Origin of the sequence: Duganella alba (assembly GCF_009674495.1) — a bacterium.
Taxonomy (GTDB): Bacteria; Pseudomonadota; Gammaproteobacteria; order Burkholderiales; family Burkholderiaceae_D; genus Rugamonas; species Rugamonas alba.
The window spans coordinates 109,966-130,524 of sequence record NZ_WKJN01000001.1 but is presented as its reverse complement, the minus strand read 5'-3'; the positions used below and the strand labels follow the sequence as shown (position 1 = coordinate 130,524).

The following is a 20,559-nucleotide window of genomic DNA, read 5'->3' as shown; positions in this document are numbered from 1 at the left end:
ATTACCCGACGAACTGGCGGGCGTTGCGGAACATGCGCATCCACGGCGATTCCTCGCCCCACGCTTCCGGCGCCCACGAATGCTGGACGGTGCGGAATACGCGCTCGGCGTGCGGCATCATCACCGTGAAGCGACCGTCCGCCGTGGTCACCGAAGTCAGGCCTTGCGGCGAGCCGTTCGGGTTGTACGGATAGGCCTCGGTGGCGGCGCCACGGTTGTCGACGAAGCGCATGGCGGCCACCGCTTCGCTGATGCTGCCGGTCTGCGAGAAGTCCGCATAACCTTCGCCGTGGGCGATGGCGATCGGCGTCTGCGTGCCGGCCATGCCTTTGAAGAAGATCGACGGCGAATCCAGCACTTCCACCATGGCGAAGCGGGCTTCGAATTTCTCCGACTTGTTGGTCGTGAACTTCGGCCATGCGTGCGCGCCAGGAATCAGCGGCTTCAGGTTGCTCATCATCTGGCAGCCATTGCAGACACCGAGGCCGAAGCTGTCGCTGCGGGCGAAGAACTTGGCGAACTGGTCCGACAGCGCGCTGTTGAACAGGATGGTCTTGGCCCAGCCCTCGCCGGCGCCCAGCACGTCGCCGTACGAGAAACCGCCGACGGCGATGATGCCCTGGAAGTCGTCCAGCTTGGCGCGGCCGGCGATCAGGTCGCTCATGTGGACGTCGACCGCGGTAAAGCCGGCCTGGTGCATCACATACGCGGTCTCGATGTGCGAGTTGACGCCCTGCTCGCGCAGGATGGCGACGCGCGGACGCACGCCGGTGGCCAGGAACGGCGCGGCCACGTTGTCGCTCAGGTCGAAGGTGACTTTCGGCGTGATGCCTGGGTCTTGTTCGTCCAGCAGGCGGTCGTATTCAGCATCGGCGCAAGCAGGATTGTCGCGCAGGCGGGCGATGCGCCAGCTGGTTTCGCTCCACAGGCGGTGCAGTTCGGCACGCGGCTTGTTGTAGATGACCTTGGCGTCGCGGGTGAATTCGATCACGCCACGGTCGTTCGGCTTGCCGATGATGTGGCTGCAAGCGCCCAGGTTGAACGAGCGCAGCACGTCCATGACCAGCGACTTTTCGTCGGCGCGCACCTGGATCACGGCGCCCAGCTCTTCCGAGAACAGCGCGCGCAGCGTCTGCTCGTTGCGGCGCTCGGCGATTTGCTGCGCCCAGTTCTTGGCGTCGCCCTGGTCTGCGCCGTGGCCCTCTTCCAGCGTCAGGATGTCGAGGTTGATCGACAGGCCGGCGCGGCCGGCAAAGGCCATCTCGGTCAGCGTGCCGTACAGGCCGCCGTCCGAACGGTCGTGGTAGGCCAGCAGCTTGCCGTCCGCGTTCAGTTGCTGGATGGCGGAGAAGAAGCCTTTGATGTCTTCCGGATTGTCGACGTCCGGCACGGCATTGCCCAGCTGGCCCATGACCTGCGCCAGCGACGAGGCGCCCAGGCGGTTCTTGCCGCGGCCCAGGTCGATCAGGATGATGGCGGTATCGCCGGCATCGGTGCGGATCTGCGGCGTCAGCGATTTGCGCACGTCGTACACCGGCGCGAACGACGACACGATCAGCGACACCGGCGACAGCACGGCCTTGGCTTCATCACCGTCTTTCCAGGTGGTGCGCATCGACAGCGAATCCTTGCCGACCGGGATGGAGATACCCAGCGCCGGGCACAGCTCCATGCCGACCGCCTTGACGGTGTCGTACAGCGCGGCGTCCTGGCCAGGCTGGCCGCAGGCCGCCATCCAGTTGGCCGACAGCTTGATGTCTTCGATCGAACGGATCGGCGCGGCGGCGATGTTCAGCACCGCTTCCGCCACGGCCATGCGGCCCGAGGCGGCGGCGTCGATCACGGCCAGCGGCGTGCGTTCGCCCATGGCCATCGCTTCGCCCTTGTAGCCTTCGAAGCTCATCGCGGTGACGGCGCAATCGCCGACCGGCACCTGCCATGGACCGACCATCTGGTCGCGCACGGACATGCCGCCCACGGTACGGTCGCCGATGGTGATCAGGAACGATTTGTCGCCAACGGTCGGCAGCAGCAGCACGCGCTGGGCGGCTTCTTCCAGGTCCATGCCGGTCAGGTCGATGGCCGGGAAATCGTTTTGCACGTGGTGCACGTCGCGCTGCATTTTTGGCGGTTTGCCCAGCAGCACGTCCATCGGCATGTCGACCGGATCGTTGCCCAGTTCCGGATCGATCAGCTTCAGCTGGCGCTCTTCGGTGGCGGTGCCGACCACAGCGAACAGGCTGCGCTCGCGCTCGCAGATCGACTGGAACAGCGGCAGGTCGGCCGGTGCGATCGCCAGCACATAGCGTTCCTGCGATTCGTTGGACCAGATTTCTTTCGGCGCCATGCCGCTCTCTTCCAGCGGAATCTTGCGCAGGTCGAAGATCGCGCCGCGCTTGGCGTCGTTGGTGATTTCCGGGAAAGCGTTCGACAGGCCGCCGGCGCCCACGTCGTGGATCGAGATGATCGGATTCTTCGCGCCCAGCTGCCAGCAGGCGTTGATGACTTCCTGTGCACGGCGTTCCATTTCCGGATTGCCGCGCTGGACCGAGTCGAAGTCCAGGTCGGCGGTGTTGGTGCCGGTCGCCATCGACGAGGCGGCCGAGCCGCCCATGCCGATGCGCATGCCGGGACCGCCCAGCTGCACCAGCAGGCTGCCAACCGGGATGTCGTTCTTGTGCGTGTGCTGCGACGAGATGTTGCCGATACCACCGGCAATCATGATCGGCTTGTGATAGCCGAACACGGTGTCGTGCGCGCCGGCGAACTGCTTGCCGATGTTCTGTTCATAGGTACGGAAGTAACCGCCCAGCACCGGACGGCCGAATTCATTGCTGAACGCGGCGCCGCCCAGCGGGCCGTCGATCATGATTTGCAGCGGCGACGCGATGCGTTCCGGCTTGCCGTATGGATTGCCGGTGTCGCGGTAGTCGCCATCCTTGATCGGCGCGGTGACGACGGCGTCGCTTTCCCACGCACGCACGGCGCCCGGCAGCAGCAGGTTGGACACGGTGAAGCCGGTCAGGCCCGCCTTCGGCTTGGCGCCGCGGCCGGTGGCGCCTTCGTCGCGGATTTCACCGCCGGCGCCGGTCGAGGCGCCTGGGAATGGCGAGATCGCGGTCGGGTGATTGTGGGTTTCCACTTTCATCAGCGTGTGGGTCAGCTCGGTGATCGGCGCGTACTGCTGGCCTTCGCCTTGCGGGAAGAAACGCATCACTTCCGCGCCTTCCATGATCGACGAGTTGTCGCTGTAGGCAACCACGGTGCCTTTCGGCTGCAGCTGGTGGGTGTTCTTGATCATGCCGAACAGCGACTTCGGCTGGGCGACGCCGTCGATGGTCCAGTCGGCGTTGAAGATCTTGTGACGGCAATGCTCCGAGTTCGCCTGCGCGAACATCATCAGCTCGACGTCGGTCGGATTGCGGCCGGCCTTGGTGAAGGCGGCGTCCAGGTATTCCACTTCATCTTCCGACATGGCCAGGCCGAGGTCGGTATTTGCCTTGTCCAGCGCGGCCTTGCCGCTGCCGATCACATCCACCGATTCCAGCGGACGCGCCTGCAGTTCGCGGAACAGGCCGGCAGCGTCGTCCGGCGAGCGCAGCACCGATTCCGTCATGCGGTCGTGCAGCAAGGCGGCCACCGCCTGCAGTTCCTCGTCGCTCAGCTTCTTGGCGGCGCCGATGCTGCTGCCCAGGATGCCGGTCTTCAGGTTGATCCGGTACGCCACGCCGCGCTCGACGCGCTTGATGTGCACCATGCCGCAGTTGTGGACGATGTCGGTGGCCTTCGAAGCCCACGGCGAAATCGTGCCGAAGCGCGGGATCACGAAGAACTCTTCGGCGTGGCCTTCGGTGTTGTCGGCGTGGGCCGGCTCGCCGTAGGTCAGCAGGCCTTGCAGGCGGCTGGTGTCGTCGGCCGACAGCGGCGCGCCGGCGTCGATGAAGTGGACATAGCGCGCCTGGACGGCGGCAACGGACGGCAGCACCGCTTGCAATTGGTTCAACAGGCGTTGGCTACGGAATGCGGACAGGGCGTTAGAGCCCGGCAGAATCAGCATGGTTGGAAGATAGTTGATGCAGCTGGGCTGCGGTTTAAAGGGAGATGGGGCACTAGATACTGGTCTTGCGAGATTTTCCTTTGCGCGCATTATACCCGCTATCAGCGTTGCCATATAGTGCCACTCGCGGACAAAAGCTGCCACAGAAGCAACATTTGACGCCAAAAAACAGGTATTTTCACTTGCCTTGGGGTATGCTGATCGAAACTTATCCTGGATGTAGAAACAATGGCTGAATATAGCGACTTGTCGGTGCTGATCGTTGACCCCAATCCGGGGATGCGCGGCAACCTGCACAATATGCTGAGCCAGTCGTCGATCACCAAGATCGATTATGCGGTAAGTTCGGGCACGGCGATTCGCCAGCTGACCAAGAAACCGTTCGACATCATCTTGTGCGAGTACGACCTGGGCAACGGCAGCGGCGAAGCGAACGGCCAGGACGGCCAGCAGCTGCTGGAAGACCTGCGCCTGCACAAGCTGATTTCGCCGTGGACCATTTTCATCATGCTGACCTCCGAGGGCGAGTACGGCAAGGTGATCGGCGCCGCCGAGCTGACGCCGACCGATTACGTGCTCAAGCCGTTCACCGTCGACGCCCTGCTCCAGCGCATCCGCCGCGCGGTGGACCGGCGTACCGTGTTTTTGCCGATTTATCAACTGGTTGAATACGGCGACGTGCGCAAGGCGATTGCCGACGCCAAGGTCGCCGAAGAAAAGAATCCCCGCTACGCCGTCGATTTCGCCCGTTTGCGCGCGGAATTGCTGTTTTCGCTCGACGAGCTGGGCGAGGCGGAAATGGTCTACCAGTGGATCCTGATGACCCGTCCGGTGGCCTGGGCGCATCTGGGGCTGGCGCGCTGCCGCTTCGGCTTGCAGAAATACATCGAAGCGCAGGAGACCCTGTCGCAGCTGCTGGAACAGAATCCGCGCTACATGGCCGCCTACGACCTGCTGGCGCGCACCCACGAGGCGCTGGGCCAGCAGGAAGCGGCCAAGCGCATCCTGGAAGACGCCGTGGCGATCTCGCCGCACATGGTGCGCCGGCTACGGCATCTGGGCGAAGTGGCGTTCGAGACCGGCGATGTCGGCGTTGCCGAAAAAGCCTTCAAGCAGGTGGTGGCCAAGGCCAAGTATTCGGAATTCCGCGATCCCGAGGACCACGTCAAGCTGGTCAAGACGCTGGTGAAAAAAGGCGATGCCCACCAGGTCAGCGGCGTGATCCGCGACATGGAGCGTTCGCTGCGCGCCGGGCCGAACGTCGACGTGTGCAAGGCGATCGCCGCCGGCCTGTTGCAGGAAATGAGCGGCAATATGACGGCGGCGGCCACCGAGCTGACCAACGCGGTGAACGCGGTGGCGGGCAGCCGTGGCCTGTCGACCGGCCTGAAGATCGGGCTGGTGCACAGCTGCCTCGGCGTCAAGCTGGACCAGCAGGCCTCGGACCTGATGCTGAACCTGATGAACGATACCGAGAGCGGCGTTTCCATGGACGACGCGGTGCAGGTGTTTGAAAAAGCCGGCCGCCACGACCTGGCGCAAGGCATGGGTGAGCAGATCAAGATTCAGGTGGACGAGCTCATCGCACACGCCAGCGAACAGCGCCTGCATGGCGACCTGCGCGCGGCGGTGGATACCCTCAACGCCGGCCTGCGCAAGGCGCCCGGCAATATGTCGCTGCTGCCGGCGGCCACCTCGGCCATTCTCAAGCAGCTGGACGATCTGGGCTGGGAGGCGCCGCTGGCCGAGCAGTGCATGTTCCTGATCGAGCGCATGCGTCGCCTGGACCCGGCCCATCCGTCACTGGAAGCGCTGACGGCGCAATATCACCATACCCAGCGCAAGTACGGTATTTCCGCCGTGGCTTGAAATCAGTCGGGGCTGACCACCTGGTAGCCCTTGGCTTTCAACGCATCCAGATAATGCTCCGGACCGACAATGTCCGACAGGCGCAGCATGGCAAAGCTGGTGACGTTGGTGGACAGCGCCTTCTCGGCGGCGCTCACCCAGGCTTCCTGCACCCGTTCCTTCACGTTCTGCCAGTTCTTCTGGTTCTTGACAAAGTCCGCGTTGCGCATGGCGTCGCGGCATTCGGTTTCCTGGTCGGCATAACTGAGCTTGCGGATCGCCTCCAGATCACCCTTGGCCCAGGCGTTGGCGCGCACGCGCATGGCGTCGAGGTCGCTTTCGAGGCGCGTCAGCGTCTTGTCGAAACAGGCGGTGTCGGCCAGCGATGATTTTTTGAAGTCCTTGACCATCTGCGACGCATCGTCCATCTCCAGCGCGATGCTGGTGTCGGTCTTCTTGATCTTGCGTTCCTTGACGATGGCGTTGATTTTATTGGTGACGTCGTAGCCGTAACCGAGGCCCGACTGCTTCAGCGCCGCGCCGTACAGCGCGTCCGCGACGAAGATCGGCCGTTCGCGTTCGATGCCGTCGTCCTTGCCGAGATATTTGGCCTTGAGCGGCTGCCAGCGAGCGTAGACGTCGGCCGGCAGCACATCCTTCAAGGTGGCGCCGTCGGGATTCTTCTTGATGCCGATCAGACTGGGCAGAAGCGTCAGGCCGCGAAAAAAGCCCACATGGCCATGCGCACCGGGCAAGGTGAGATATTCCTGCGATTGCGCCAGCACGGATTCCACTTGCTGCGAGCGCCACTCCATCTTCTCCGGCAGCGGCGCGTAGGTGGCGAACACCCACAGCACATGGTCGTCCTTGCTGATCTTCCACATGCCCGGCCCCGGACGCTGGCCCACGAGCAAAATGGTCTCCGGCGGCGCCTCGGCGTCCGCTTCCTGCACAGGCGGCGCCGCCGCCGGTTCGGTTTGCGCCAGCGCGGCGCTCAAGGGCAACAGCAGGCAAACTACGGGCAGCAGGCGTTTCAGCATCGGAATCCTTGTCAGAAAGCGATCAAACCGTGGTTAAGGCAATGGTTGATGATGAAGCAGGAGGCAAAGTACAAACCGCAAAGCAGAAAGGCGGAAACAATCGCGGCACGCGGCGAGCCGGTGGATCGGAAGATCCTGTGTAATGTGCGCATGCCGTGCTCCCTTGCCTGTCTAAAACCTGACTGTACGTCGTCGCTCGTTTGATAGACAAGCAAGGATTCGCGGGTAGCGGATTGTGATGCCGAGGGTATCGTCTGGCGCGACTAGCCTTGTTTTGGACCGAAGCCGCCGCCGCCCGGCGTCTCGATGATGAACACGTCGCCGGGCTGCATGTCGGTCTTGCCGATGTGGCCGAGCACATCCACGCTGCCATCCGCGCGCTGCACGCTGTTGCGTCCCAACGCGCCCGGTTCGCCGCCAGCCATGCCGAACGGCGGGTGGATGCGGTTGTTCGACAGGATGGCGGCCGTCATCGGTTCCAGGAAACGCACCTTGCGCACACCGCCGTTGCCGCCATGCCAACGCCCCGCTCCGCCGCTGCCGGCGCGGATTTCGTAGCTCTCCAGCCGCACCGGGAAGCGGAATTCCAGGATTTCCGGATCGGTCAGGCGCGAGTTGGTCATATTGGTCTGCACGACGGAGGTGCCGTCGAAGCCGTCGCCCGCGCCGGAGCCGCCGCTGATGGTTTCGTAATACTGGTACTTGGCATTCCCGAAGGTGAAGTTGTTCATCGTGCCCTGCGCGGCCGCCATCACGCCCAGCGCGCCGTACAGCGCGTTGGTGATGCAGGTCGACGTCTCCACATTGCCCGAGACGACCGATGCCGGATAGTGCGGATTCAGCATCGAACCGGGCGGAATCAGCACCTTCAGCGGCTTGAGGCAGCCGGCGTTCAGCGGAATCTCGTCGTCCACCAGCGTGCGGAACACGTACAGCACGGCCGCCATGCAGACTGCGGACGGCGCGTTGAAATTGTTCTCAAGCTGCGGCGACGTGCCGGTGAAATCGATCTCCGCGCTGCGTGACGCCTGATCCACGCGCACCGCCACCTGTATCTGCGCGCCGTTATCCAGCGGCAGCGTGAACGCGCCGTCCTTCAAGGCGCTGATGACGCGGCGCACCGCCTCTTCGGCGTTATCCTGCACATGGCCCATGTAAGCCTGCACCACATCCAGTCCAAAATGCGCGACCATGCGGTGCAGCTCTTCGACGCCTTTCTGATTGGCGGCGATCTGCGCGCGCAAATCGGCCAGGTTCTGATCGGGATTGCGCGCCGGGTACTGCGCGCCGGCCAGCAAGGCGCGCGTTTCGGCTTCGCGCAGGTGGCCGCCGTCGACCAGCTTGAAATTATTGATTAATACGCCCTCTTCCTCGATCACGCGCGAATCCGGCGGCATGGAGCCCGGCGTGGTGCCGCCAATGTCCGCATGGTGGCCGCGCGAGCCGACGTAGAACAGGATGCGCGCGCCGGCGGCGTCGAACACCGGCGTTATCACCGTCACATCCGGCAGGTGCGTGCCGCCGTTGTAGGGATCGTTAAGCATGAAGACATCGCCCGCGCGCATGCGGCCGGCGTTCTCGCGCATCACGGTCTTGATGCTCTCGCCCATGGAGCCGAGGTGCACCGGCATGTGTGGCGCGTTGGCGATCAAGTTGCCGTCGGCGTCGAAGATGGCGCAGCTAAAGTCCAGCCGCTCCTTGATGTTGACCGAATACGCCGTGTTCTGCAGCCGTAGCCCCATCTGCTCGGCAATCGACATGAAGAGGTTGTTGAATATCTCCAGCATCACCGGATCGGCCGTGGTGCCGATGGCGCGCCGCTCGGGCAACGCCGCCACGCGTTTCAGCACCAGATGGTCGTTCAGCGTGACTTCCGCCTGCCAGCCGGCTTCGACGATGGTGGTGGCGTTGGCTTCGGCGATGATGGCCGGACCTTTGACGATATCGCCGATGCGCGTGGCCGTGCGCTGGTACAAGCTGGTTTGCCGCCATTTGCCGCCGGTGTACATCGGCACCACCGCATGCGGCATCAGGCTGGTGACGCGGCGCGGCGCCGGCTCCACGGCTTCAGACGGCGCGTCGGATTTGCCGATGGCTTCCACCGACACCGCCTCGACGATCAGCGCGCGCGACTGCATCAGGAAGGAATAGCGCTTGCGGTAGGCGGCTTCAAACTGCTGGCGCATGCTGTCCGCCGTATCGAACAGCACGATCAGCGCGGTGTCCGTGCCTTCGTAACGCAGGTGCACGCGGCGGATCAGCGTGATGCGCGCATCCTCCACCTGCTGGTGATGCAGGTCGGCACGCGCCTGGCGGCCGAGCGCGTGCAGGCGCGCCGCCAGTTCTTCGTGCGTGGTTGCGTCGTCGTTCAGGCGCGTTTCGACCGCCGCCTCGCGCATGGCCGTCTGGTCGGCCAGGCCCATGCCGTAGGCCGACATCACGCCGGCCAGCGAATGCACGAACACCGTTTTCATGCCCAGCGCATCGGCCACCAGGCAGGCGTGCTGGCCGCCGGCGCCGCCGAAGCTGGTCAGCGCATATTCGGTCACGTCGTGGCCGCGCTGCACCGAGATCTGCTTGATGGCGTTGGCCATATTGCCGACCGCGATATCGAGGAAGCCTTCGGCCACCTGCTCCGGCGTGGTGTCCGCACCGGTGGCGTGGGCGATCTGCGCCGCCATGTCGGCGAAACGCTGGCGCACGGTGGCAGCGTCCAGCGCCTGCTTGCCGTCCGCGCCGAACAGCTGCGGGAAGTGATGCGGCTGGATCTTGCCCAGCATGACGTTGCAGTCGGTGACCGCCAGCGGCCCGCCGCGCCGGTAGCTGGCCGGGCCGGGATTGGCGCCGGCGCTGTCCGGGCCGACGCGATAGCGGCTGCCATCGAAATGCAGGATCGAACCGCCGCCCGCCGCCACCGTGTGGATGCTCATCATCGGCGCGCGCATGCGCACGCCGGCCACCTGCGTCTCAAACACACGTTCGAACTCGCCCGAGAAGTGCGACACATCGGTCGAAGTGCCGCCCATGTCGAAGCCGATCACCCTATCGAAGCCGGCCAGCTTGCTGGCGCGGACCATGCCGACGATGCCGCCTGCCGGGCCGCTGAGGATCGAATCCTTGCCCTGGAAAGCGCGCGCGTCGGTCAGGCCGCCGTTCGATTGCATGAATTGCAGGTTCACGCCCGGCAGTTCGTTGGCCACCTGGTCGACGTAGCGGCGCAGGATGGGCGACAGATAGGCGTCGACCACCGTGGTGTCGCCGCGCGCCACCAGCTTCATCATCGGGCTGATGTCGTGCGAAACCGAGACCTGCGTGAAACCCATGTCGCGCGCCATGTCGGCCACCCTGGCCTCGTGCGCGTGGTAGCGGTAGCCGTGCATGAACACCACCGCCAGCGAGCGCACGCCCATTTCGTAAGCCTGCGCCAGACCGGCGCGCGCCGTTTCCAGATCCAGCTTGGCGACCATTTCGCCGTGCGCGCCGATGCGTTCATCGATTTCGATCACGTGGCTGTACAACAGTTCCGGCAGCAGGATACGGCGGTCGAACAGGCGCGGACGGTTCTGGTAAGCGATACGCAGCGCATCGCGGAAGCCGCGCGTGATGGCCAGCGCGGTCGGCTCGCCCTTGCGCTCCAGCAGCGCGTTGGTGGCCACCGTGGTGCCCATCTTCACCGCGCCGATCTGCGCCACGGGAATCGGTTTGCCCTTGGCCACGCCCATCAGTTGGCGAATGCCGGCGATGGCGGCGTCGGCATAGTGTTCCGGATTTTCGGACAACAGCTTGAGCGTGCGCAGCCGGCCATCGGGCGGACGCGCCACGATGTCGGTGAACGTGCCGCCGCGGTCGATCCAGAATTGCCAATCCATGCCTGCCTCGCTATGCTGTGAAGCGCCTATTGTAGTGCCGCCGGCACGCCGGCTACCAGACGGCTCGACAGAAATTTAGATGTTAAGATGGCACCATGAATCCACTTTACACCGTTGCTGAAATCCGCGCCGTCGAGTACGCGGCGGCCGCCACGCTGCCGCCGGGTGCATTGATGCAGCGCGCCGGGCAGGCGGCGGCCAACGCGGCGCTGGATCTGCTGCCGCTGTCGACCGCGCAGGCCAGGGTGCTGGTGCTGGCCGGCCCCGGCGACAACGGCGGCGATGCGCTGGAAGCGGCGGCGCATTTGTCCTACACCGGCGCGCAGGTGACGCTGATTCACTTCGCCCCGGCCGAGGGCCGCGTGTCCTCAGACGAGCGCCAGGCCGCGCTGCAACGCGCCAAAGTCAGCGACGCCCGTTTCCGCGAGGTGGCAGACGCCAGTATCGCGGCCACCGAGTGGAACCTGGTGATCGATGGCCTGTTCGGCATCGGCCTGAAACGGCCGCTCGATGGCGCGGTGCGCGCGCTGGTGGAAACGGTGAATCAGCTGCGCTGCAACGTGCTGGCGCTGGATGTTCCCAGCGGCCTTGATGCCGACAGCGGCTGCGTGGTCGGGCCGGACGGCGTCGCCGTACACGCCACGCACACCATCACTTTCATCGGCAACAAGCCTGGCTTACATACCTGTGATGGCCGCGATTACGCCGGTCTGGTCGATGTCGCGCGGCTGGAAATCGATGCCAGCCATTTCGCGCCGGCGTCTCTGCACCTGAACGACGTCAAATTCTTCTCGCGTCATTTGCAGGCGCGGCGCCACAACTCGCACAAAGGCAGCTACGGCAATGTGGCGGTGATTGGCGGCGCGCGCGGCATGAGCGGCGCGCCGATCCTGGCTGCGCGCACGGCGATCAACAGCGGCGTCGGCCGCGTCTACGCGCTGTTTGTGGAAGATGCGCTGCCCTGCGATCCGGGCCAGCCGGAGCTGATGTGCCGCAGCGCCGGCGATTTTGAGCTCAATACCGCCACGCTGGTCATCGGTCCGGGCCTGGGCGATTCGTCCGCCGCGCATGCGCTGCTGGACCAGGCCATCGCCAGCGACAGCGTGCTGCTGGCCGACGCCGACGCCATCAACCTGCTGGCCGGCGACGCCGCACTGCAAACCAGGCTGGCCCAGCGCCAAGCCGCCGTGGTTTTGACGCCGCATCCGCTGGAAGCCGCCAGGCTGCTGGGCAGCAGCATCGGCGCGGTTCAGGCGGACCGTCTGGCGGCCGCGCGCACGCTGGCGGCCCGGCTGCAAGCGATCGTCGTGCTGAAGGGATCGGGCACCGTGATTGCGGCGCCGGACGGCAAGGCCGTCATCAACACCACCGGCAATCCGGCGTTGGCCACCGCCGGCACGGGCGACGTGCTGGCCGGCCTGTGCGGCGCGCTGCTGGCGCAGGGCTGGCCGCAATGGGAGGCGGCGCTGGCGGCGGTCTGGCTGCACGGCATGGCCGCCGACGTGCTGGTCACCGAAGGCTGCGGCCCGATCGGCCTGACCGCCGCCGAACTGATCCCGGCCATCCGCACCGCCCTCAACCGCATGGTCCAGCATCACGCCCGCTGATAAAACCGGGGTCAGTGCCGACATTCGGACATTCGGTCGCTCACGACCGAATGTCCGAATGTCGGCACTGACCCCGGTTTGGGTTAGACGAGGCGTCCGGCGGCAATGGTGATGGTGCGGCCGCAGCGGGCCGCCATGGCCTGGTCGTGGGTGACCAGGACCAGCGTCGAGCCGTGCTGGCGATTCAGTTCGAACATCAGCTGGATCACGGCTTCGCCGGTGGCGGCGTCGAGGCTGCCGGTCGGTTCGTCGGCAAACAGCAGCGGCGGTTCGGTGACGAAGGCGCGAGCGAGCGCCACGCGCTGCTGCTCGCCGCCGGACAGGTATTTCGGATAATGCTTCAGGCGGCTGCCCAGGCCGACGCGCGCCAGCATCGCTTCGGCGCGCTCGCGGGCGCCCGAGATGCCGGCCAGTTCCAGCGGCAGCATGACGTTTTCCACCGCCGTCAAATGCGCCAGCAGCTGGAAGGACTGGAACACAAAGCCCAGCTTTTCCTTGCGCAGCGCGGCGCGGCCGTCTTCGTCCAGTGCGTAAATGTCGACCCCGTCCAGCACCACTTTGCCGGCGCTGGGCGTGTCCAGACCGGCCAGCAAACCTAGCAGCGTGGACTTGCCGGAACCGGAAGCGCCGACGATTGCCAGCGTCTCAGCCTTTTGCACGGTAAAATCCACCTCGTGCAGGATCGTCAGCTCGCCGCTGGCGTCGGCGACACGCTTGGCCAGGCCGCTGACGGCAATGGCCGGCTGCACATCCGCCGCCGCCTTCACGGGCGACGTTGCCAGGGCCGGACCATCCGGCATGAAATGAGTTGACGCATTAGGGAAATCGGGCATGCTGAATATGTTTAAACGTTTATCTGGAAAATCACTGGCCGCCCTGCTCTTGCTGTCGGCAGCGGCGAGCGCCTATTCTGCACCAAAAACCGTGCTTGTGCTCGGAGATAGTTTGTCTGCCGAGTACGGCTTGTCGCGCGGCACCGGCTGGGTCGCGCTGGCGGAACAGAAACTGAAGCAAAATAACATCGACGCGGTGGTGGTCAACGCCAGCGTCAGCGGCGAAACCACCAGCGGCGGCCGCTCGCGCCTGCCCGCGCTGCTGACCAAGTACAAGCCGGACCTGGTGGTCATCGAACTGGGCGCCAACGACGGCCTGCGCGGCCTGCCGGTGGCCGCCGCCCTGGCCAATCTGCGCGCCATGAACGAGGAAGCAGCCAAGGCCGACGCCAAGGTGATGTTGATCGGCATGCGCATGCCGCCCAACTACGGCCGCGACTACGCCGACAAATTCTTCGCCATGTACGGCACGTTGAGCAAGGACATCAAGGCGCCGCTGGTGCCGTTCATGCTAGATGGCGTGGCCGACAAGCCGCAGCTGTTCCAGGCCGACCGCCTGCATCCGCTGGCCGAGGCGCATCCGATCATCCTGGCCAATATCTGGCCGACCCTGCAAAAAACCATCAAGGCAAAATGAAGTATCCAGAAGTATTGGGCATCGACCAGGTGCTGGCCCAGCTCCACACCTTCGACGCCATCATCGACGCCCGCAGTCCGGTCGAATTCGCGCAGGACCACCTGCCCGGCGCCATCAACGCGCCGGTGCTGGACGACGAGGAGCGCATCCGCATCGGCACCATGTACAAGCAGGTGAGCGCGTTCGACGCCAAGAAGGTCGGCGCGGCGCTGGTCGCCAGGAACATCGCCAAACACATCGAGGAACTGTGGATCGACAAGCCGCGCGAGTGGCGTCCGCTGGTCTATTGCTGGCGCGGCGGCAACCGCAGCGGCGCGATGGCGCACATCCTGGCCAAGATCGGCTGGCCGGTGGTGCAGCTGGAAGGCGGCTACAAGGCGTTTCGCCAGGAAGTGAACACGGCGCTGGAACAGCCGCCGGCGCTGAATTTCAAGGTGGTCTGCGGCACCACCGGCAGCGGCAAGAGCCGACTGCTGGAGACGCTGCATGCGCAGGGCGCGCAGGTGCTGGACCTGGAACAGCTGGCCGCGCACCGCGGCTCGGTGCTGGGCCACCTGCCCAGCCAGCCGCAACCGAGCCAGAAGGCGTTCGAGAGCCATATCTGGGACGTGCTGCGCCGCTTCGATCCGGCGCGGCCGGTGTTTGTCGAGGCCGAGAGCAAGAAGGTCGGCAACCTGCGCGTGCCCGCCGCGCTGATGGACGCCATGCGCGCCGCCGACTGCATCGCCCTGACGCTGTCGCGCGCTGACCGCGTGCGCCTGCTGATGCAGGATTACCAGCACTTCCTCGGCGATCCGGCCCTGCTGAACGGCCAGTTGGAGCACCTGACGCAGCTGCACGGCCGCGAGAAGATCGCCCGCTGGCACGCCATGTCCGACGCCGGCCAGATGGCGCCGCTGGTGGAGGAACTGCTGGCCGACCACTACGATCCGGCCTACCTGCGCTCGATCGACCGCAATTTCACCCGCTACGGCCAGGCCGTGCCGCTGGCGCTGGACGAGATCGACAGCGCCGCGTTCAACGCCGCTGCCCTACAATTGATCGCCACTACGCGTTAACCACAACGCCCACAACAGTGCATCACCCAAAATAGTGCATGCGGGCCTCCAGGCCCGTAAACACTTTGTTACAAAGCGCCGTCCGTAGTGCTGCTTAGGGGTTCTACGTAGCCTCCCCAGGTAATCAGCGGCGCCGTCCTCCCTCCTTGCCGCAAAAGTATTTACATGGCTTTCACCATGAAATCCATGGCATGCCTTTTGCGAAGAGTTAAGAGAAATTGCTTTAGTTTCATTTCTCAAACCTTGAAGGAGCGGTATCAATGAAGCACCCCAAGCACATCAAGCGCCGTCTGTTGACCCAAGCCGTTCTGCTGGCCATGCAAGCTGCGGCAGCCTCCGCCGCCTTCGCGGCCGATGACACCGCCGTCGCCACGCCCGCCGCACCGGTCGTGACCGACAACGTGGAAGCCGTCATCGTCACCGGCACCCGCCGCAGTGGCCTCAAAGCTGTCGACAGCGCCTCGCCGATCCAGGTGCTTGACTCCGGTTCGCTGGAGCGTACCGGCCAGCCCGACCTGATCCAGGCGCTGGCGCAGAATCTGCCCTCCTTCACCGCCCAGGCCTTCGGCGGCGACACCGCCAACCTGACGCTGTCGGCCCGCCTGCGCGGCCTCAGCCCGAATGACACGCTGGTGCTGGTCAACGGCAAGCGCCGCCACACCACCGCCAACCTGGCCGTGCTGTCAGGTCCGTTCCAGGGTGGCGCCGCGACCGACCTGAACTTCATCCCGGTCGCCGCCATCGACCACATCGAGGTGCTGCAGGACGGCGCCGCCGCCCAGTACGGCACCGACGCGATCGCCGGCGTGATCAACATCATCCTCAAGAAAGACAGCTCGGGCGGTTCGCTCACCACCACCGGCGGCGCTTATATCGACCAAGGCGGCAAGACCGGCGACGTTTCGTTCAACCAGGGCTTCGAGCCTAGCGCCAACAGCTACATCAACATCACCGGCGAACACAAATACCACGGCCACAGCGACCGCTCGGACATCGATCCGCGCGTGGTCAGCGCCGCCAACATGGCGTCCATGCCGACCCTGACCAAGGCCGACGGCTACCCGTATGCCAACAAGATCTCCGGCGACGCCGCCTACCACATCTCGCTGCTGTCGCTGAACGCCGGCATCGACCTTGGCGGCGTCGAGCTGTACAGCCTCGCCACCTACGGCAAGAAGACCGCGCAGTCATATGAAAACTACCGCCTGCCGAACCGCCTGCCGAAGATCTATCCGAACGGCTTCAACCCGCTGGAAGCGATGGACGAGAAGGACTATGCGTTCACCGGCGGCGCGCGCGGCACGGCGGCCGGCTGGAACTGGGACTTGAGTTCCACCTACGGCCAGGACAAGGCCGACATCGGCGTGGTCAACTCGGCCAACATCGCGCTATACAACGACACCGGTTCGACGCCGACCAATTTCCACGCCGGCGCCTTCACCGCCAGCCAATGGACCACCTCGCTGGACATCAGCAATGAATACGCGGTTGGCTGGGCCACGCCGCTGTCGGTGGCCGCCGGCCTGGAATATCGCCGCGACACCTATGAAATCGGCGCCGGCGACGCCGCGTCGCGCTACAAGGAAGGCTCGCAATCGTATCCGGGTTTCTCGCTGACCGACGCCGGCAGCCATAACCGCAACAACAAATCGGTGTACATCGACCTGGCCGGCTCGCCGATCGCCAACCTGAAGCTGGACGTGGCCGCGCGCTACGAGAACTACAGCGACTTCGGCAGCGCACGCGTGGGCAAGGTCACCGGCCGCTACGACTTCACGCCGGAATTCGCGCTGCGCGGCACGGTCAGCAACGGCTTCCGCGCGCCGACCATGGCCGAGCAGTACTACTCGGCCACCAACGTGTCGCCGACCCAGGCGTCGGTGCAGCTGGCGCCTAACTCGCCGGCGGCGGCGCTGGTCGGCATCAACGGCCTGAAGCCGGAGAAGTCGCAGAACTACAGCGTCGGCTTCGTGCTGCATCCGATTCCGAAAGCCACGCTGACGGTGGACGCCTACAGCATCAACATCCACGACCGCATTATCGGCAGCGGCACGGTGTTCGGTTCGGGCAATGCGGTGAATGCGCCGGCGGTGGTGGCCGCCATCAAGGCCAACGGCAATATCCTGGACCCGACCGTCACCAAAACCGGCATCAGCATCTTCTCCAACGCCGCCAACACCAAGGACCAGGGCATCGAAGCGGTGTTCTCGTATGGCAGCAGCTTTGGCGACGCCGGCAAGGTCGACTGGTCGGCCGCCGCCAACTACAACAAGGTGGAGGTGACCAAGGTCAACCAGGCGCCGTCGCAACTGCTGCCGCAGAAGCTGCTGGACCAGGCCGCGATCGCCTCGCTGGAGAAGTCGTCGCCGAAGGTGCGCGTCAACCTGGGTGCGTTGTGGAAGAAAGGCGACTGGAGCGTCAATCTGCGGGAATCGATCTACGGCCCGTCGTCCAACTATAACTCGCTGGACAACGTGACCTACTACGAGACCAAGATCAAGACGCTGGCGACCACCGACCTGGAAGTATCGTACCGCCTGACCAAGGCATTGACCGCATCGGTCGGCGCCAACAACCTGTTCAACAAGTATCCGGACAAGGTGAACCAGGCCTACATCGCGGCGGCGCGTGCTGCGCTGAACACGGCGGCGGTGACGCAGTATCCGTCGTTCTCGCCGATCGGCATCAACGGCGGCTACTACTACGCGCGTTTGAACTACTCGTACTAAGCAGTCCGGCGGGTGGCCCACCAGCAGCACAGGGAGCCCGCCGTCACCATCGCCGCGCCTTGCCAGAAACTGGCCGGCAAGGCGGTACGCAGAATGGCGGCGCTGAATGCTGACGACAGCACCGGCGCCGCGTACGACACCGCAGCCAGCAGCGCCAGATTGCCATGCGCCAGCGCGCGATTCCAGCTGGCATAGCCCAGCGCCATCACCGCCGCCGCGCACAGCAGCGCCAGGACCGTGCCGCCGCCCCCCAACGCAGGCAGCGCCGCGCCGCCCAGCGCGAGCTTCAGCCACAACACCACACTGGTCAGCACAAAGAACGGCACGATGGCATCCGTGCCCTGCGCCAGCGGCTTGGCTGCGGTGCAGTAGACCGCCCACAGCACCGCGCCGGCGAGGGCCAGTCCGTAACTCAGGGGATTGTGGGCCGCATTGGCCGCGAGGTGCGCCGCCGACCAGCCTTCGCCGCCGCCCAGTATCCACGCCACGCCGAGCAGCGACAGCAGCAGGCCCGGCGCCAGCCACAGGTTGGCGCGCTGGCGCCCGCCCAGCACCATCAGCGCGACGGTCAGGCAAGGCCACAAATAGTTGATCAGGCCGACTTCGATCGCCTGGGTGCGGTCCTGCGCGAAACCCAGCGCCAGGGCCAGCGCCACTTCGTAGCCGGCGAACAGCGCGCCGCCGATCAGCAGGTAGCGGCGCGGATACCGCCGCAGCGGTGTCCAGCCACGCAGCAGCACCAGCATCAGCGAGGCCAGCGTGTAGATCATCGCCGCCCCGGCCACCGCGCCGGCGCGCTCGCTGAACAAGCGTAGCAGCGACGGCGCGGTGCTCCACAACAAAATGGCCGCGAGGCCGAGCAGGGTTCCCCTGGTTTGCGTCATATGTAAAAAGGGCCGCTAATGCGGCCCTTGCTGGATTACTTCACTTCAGTCACGGTGGTTGTCGTCGCAACCGGCTTGAGGATTTTGACCTTGGCCTTTTGCTTCAGCAGCTCGATGTACTGCGCCATCTCCTGCTGCGCCAGCATGTTGCCGATCTGTTCGGCTTCCGACTTGCGCTGCGCCTCATCGGCGGCGGCAGGCTGCTGCACCTTGCCGATGCGGTACACGCCGTAGCCCATGCCTGGCACATCGACGCCAACGTAGGCTGGCAGCTTGGTGGTGTCGGCCTTCATGATCGACTGCATGGCCAGGCCGTTGATGCCTTCAGGCTTGGCGCGCGACACCAGTTTGGCGGCGCCGAAACCGGTCGCATCGCCGGACTTCTTGAAGGCAGCCAGTTTCTCTTCGCCGGTTTTGGCGGCCAGCTTGGCGGCTTCTTCCATGGTCACGCGCTGACGGATCTGCGCATCGACTTCGGCCAGTGGACGCTTACTGGCAGGCTTGAACTCGACGATACGGCCCGACACCAGGGTGTTCGGCGCCGTTTCCACCGCTTCGGTATTGCGCTTGCTGCTCAACGAATCGTTGGAGAACAGCGCGCTCAGGAACTTGGCGTTGTTGAACGCGGCGGCGCCGGCGGCCGGCGATGCGGTGCGCGAGACGTTGGCGGCGGTTTCGATCTTCAGGCCCAGCTTGTCGGCAACCGGTTTCAGGCTGTCGGCTTGCTCGTAGACGGTGTTGGTGAAGGCTTCAGCCATTTCCGAATACTTCTTCGCGGCTTTCTGTTTCTTCAGCAGATCGGTGATGTCGGCTTTTACCAGTTCCAGCGGTTTGACCACGGCTGGTTTCAGCTCGGTCACGGTCAGCACGTGGAAACCGAATTCCGACTGCACCACGTCGCTGATCTCGCCCTGCTTCAGCTTGCCGATGGCCGCTTCGACCGGCGCAACCATCACGCCTTTTTCGATCACGCCCAGATCGCCGCCCTGCTCGGCCGAACCTGGATCTTCCGATTTGGCTTTGGCCACTTTGGCGAAGTCGCCAGGGGTCTTGCGCAGTTCGGCCACGATGGCTTCGGCCTTGGCCTTGGCGGCGGTGGTGTCGGCGGCGCTGGCGCCCTTCTTCACGGCGATCAGGATGTGGCTGGCGCGGCGGGTTTCCGGCGTGGTGAACTGGGCCGAATTCTTGGCATAGTAGTCCGACACTTCGGTGTCGGTCACGCTGACCTGGCTCATCACGGCGTCGTTGTTCAGCACCACGTATTCGATCTTTGCCTGTTCAGGCACTTCGAAGAACTTGCTGTTCTTGTCGTAGAAGGCCTTGACCATCTCGTCGGTCACTTTGACCTGCGGCACGAAGTCGGCCACCGGCAGCAGCAGTTCCTGCACTTCGCGCTCTTGCGCGGCGATGTCGGACACGGTCTTGGCGACGGTGCGCGGCGCGAAGCCGGTGCCTTCGATCGACGCGGCCAGCTGCTGCAGCGCCATGTCGCGGCGCATGCGGGCGTCGTTGTCTTCCGGACGAATGCCTTGCGCGGTCAGGATGGCGATGTAGCGTTCCTTGTCGAACGAGCCAGGGCCGCCGAACATGTCCATGATGGCTTTTTGCAGCTGCGCGTCGGACACGCTCAGGTTGTTATGGATGACTTCAGCGGCGATGGCGCGTTGCGCGATCAACTGGTCAAGGATGTTCTGCTTGAACTCCGGCGTGTCGAACATTTTCTGGTCGAACTGCGCGCCAAGGCGCTGGCGGTAGGTATCCAGCTGATTGCGCACGGCGTTGTCGAACTCCTGCTGGCTCAAAGGCTTGCCATCGATCTTGGCGATGGTGCTGGCGTCGTCGCCAAAGCTTTTGTAACTGCCGATGCCGACAAATGCAAACGATGGCACGATGATGATCGCCAGGAAGATTTGCATCAAACGTTGATGGGTACGAATAAATTCAAACATGGTCTGCCAATTCGGATTGAGTGGGACTTGCACATACAAAAAAGGCGA

Annotated in this window: 11 protein-coding genes; 5 read left to right on the top strand and 6 right to left on the bottom strand. The window is 64.7% G+C overall.

Annotated features, from left to right (window positions below):
• Position 1: 1 nt before the first annotated feature.
• Positions 2-4,057, bottom strand: coding sequence for a phosphoribosylformylglycinamidine synthase (purL, locus tag GJ695_RS00515; protein WP_154361668.1), 4,056 nt, complete (start codon positions 4,055-4,057; stop codon positions 2-4).
• A gap of 228 nt (positions 4,058-4,285) precedes the next feature.
• Between purL and GJ695_RS00510 the strand changes: the two genes are divergently transcribed.
• Complete coding sequence (locus GJ695_RS00510; protein ID WP_154361667.1) at positions 4,286-5,926, top strand: response regulator; 1,641 nt, start codon at positions 4,286-4,288, stop codon at positions 5,924-5,926.
• A gap of 2 nt (positions 5,927-5,928) precedes the next feature.
• On the opposite strand, the gene GJ695_RS00505 is transcribed toward GJ695_RS00510, so the two are convergent.
• Together GJ695_RS00505 and GJ695_RS00500 are read right to left on the bottom strand one after the other, a co-directional pair.
• Positions 5,929-6,945 carry a TraB/GumN family protein gene (locus GJ695_RS00505; protein WP_154361666.1) on the bottom strand — a complete coding sequence of 339 codons (1,017 nt, stop codon included), beginning with the start codon at positions 6,943-6,945 and terminating at the stop codon, positions 5,929-5,931.
• Positions 6,946-7,208: 263 nt separating this feature from the next.
• Positions 7,209-10,814, bottom strand: a complete 3,606-nt coding sequence (locus GJ695_RS00500) for a hydantoinase B/oxoprolinase family protein (RefSeq protein WP_154361665.1) — start codon at positions 10,812-10,814, stop codon at positions 7,209-7,211.
• A 95-nt stretch (positions 10,815-10,909) separates the two neighbouring features.
• Between GJ695_RS00500 and GJ695_RS00495 the strand changes: the two genes are divergently transcribed.
• Entirely contained in the window at positions 10,910-12,421 is a 1,512-nt protein-coding gene (locus tag GJ695_RS00495; protein WP_154361664.1) for an NAD(P)H-hydrate dehydratase, read from the top strand.
• Positions 12,422-12,504: 83 nt separating this feature from the next.
• Here GJ695_RS00495 and GJ695_RS00490 read toward each other — a convergent pair whose 3' ends face one another.
• Positions 12,505-13,221 (bottom strand): ABC transporter ATP-binding protein, encoded by a 717-nt coding sequence (locus tag GJ695_RS00490; RefSeq protein ID WP_154361908.1) that lies wholly within the window; start codon positions 13,219-13,221, stop codon positions 12,505-12,507.
• A gap of 40 nt (positions 13,222-13,261) precedes the next feature.
• On the opposite strand from GJ695_RS00490, the gene GJ695_RS00485 reads away from it, so the two are divergent.
• The 3 genes from GJ695_RS00485 (at position 13,262) to GJ695_RS00475 (ending at position 17,678) form a co-directional block, all read left to right on the top strand.
• Complete coding sequence (locus tag GJ695_RS00485; protein WP_166455000.1) at positions 13,262-13,891, top strand: arylesterase; 630 nt, start codon at positions 13,262-13,264, stop codon at positions 13,889-13,891.
• Positions 13,888-14,949: a tRNA 2-selenouridine(34) synthase MnmH gene (gene mnmH, locus GJ695_RS00480; protein WP_154361662.1), complete on the top strand. Its 1,062-nt coding sequence runs from the start codon at positions 13,888-13,890 to the stop codon at positions 14,947-14,949. The genes GJ695_RS00485 and mnmH overlap by 4 nt, the downstream gene beginning before the upstream one ends.
• Positions 14,950-15,209: 260 nt before the next feature.
• Positions 15,210-17,678: a TonB-dependent receptor plug domain-containing protein gene (locus GJ695_RS00475; protein ID WP_229260258.1), complete on the top strand. Its 2,469-nt coding sequence runs from the start codon at positions 15,210-15,212 to the stop codon at positions 17,676-17,678.
• On the opposite strand, the gene yddG is transcribed toward GJ695_RS00475, so the two are convergent.
• A complete protein-coding gene (gene yddG, locus GJ695_RS00470; protein WP_154361661.1) occupies positions 17,675-18,562 on the bottom strand; it encodes an aromatic amino acid DMT transporter YddG in 888 nt (295 codons plus the stop codon). The genes GJ695_RS00475 and yddG overlap by 4 nt on opposite strands.
• Before the next feature lie 35 nt (positions 18,563-18,597).
• A complete protein-coding gene (locus GJ695_RS00465; RefSeq protein WP_154361660.1) occupies positions 18,598-20,511 on the bottom strand; it encodes a SurA N-terminal domain-containing protein in 1,914 nt (637 codons plus the stop codon).
• Positions 20,512-20,559: the final 48 nt, after the last annotated feature.

Coding starts and splice junctions, on each gene's coding strand:
- GJ695_RS00510 (WP_154361667.1), top strand. CDS start 4,286: ATGGCTGAATATAGCGACTTGTCGGTGCTGATCGTTGACCCCAATCCG.
- GJ695_RS00485 (WP_166455000.1), top strand. CDS start 13,262: ATGTTTAAACGTTTATCTGGAAAATCACTGGCCGCCCTGCTCTTGCTG.
- GJ695_RS00465 (WP_154361660.1), bottom strand. CDS start 20,511: ATGTTTGAATTTATTCGTACCCATCAACGTTTGATGCAAATCTTCCTG.
- GJ695_RS00500 (WP_154361665.1), bottom strand. CDS start 10,814: ATGGATTGGCAATTCTGGATCGACCGCGGCGGCACGTTCACCGACATC.
- GJ695_RS00490 (WP_154361908.1), bottom strand. CDS start 13,221: ATGCCGGATGGTCCGGCCCTGGCAACGTCGCCCGTGAAGGCGGCGGCG.
- purL (WP_154361668.1), bottom strand. CDS start 4,057: ATGCTGATTCTGCCGGGCTCTAACGCCCTGTCCGCATTCCGTAGCCAA.
- yddG (WP_154361661.1), bottom strand. CDS start 18,562: ATGACGCAAACCAGGGGAACCCTGCTCGGCCTCGCGGCCATTTTGTTG.
- GJ695_RS00495 (WP_154361664.1), top strand. CDS start 10,910: ATGAATCCACTTTACACCGTTGCTGAAATCCGCGCCGTCGAGTACGCG.
- GJ695_RS00505 (WP_154361666.1), bottom strand. CDS start 6,945: ATGCTGAAACGCCTGCTGCCCGTAGTTTGCCTGCTGTTGCCCTTGAGC.
- GJ695_RS00475 (WP_229260258.1), top strand. CDS start 15,210: ATGAAGCACCCCAAGCACATCAAGCGCCGTCTGTTGACCCAAGCCGTT.
- mnmH (WP_154361662.1), top strand. CDS start 13,888: ATGAAGTATCCAGAAGTATTGGGCATCGACCAGGTGCTGGCCCAGCTC.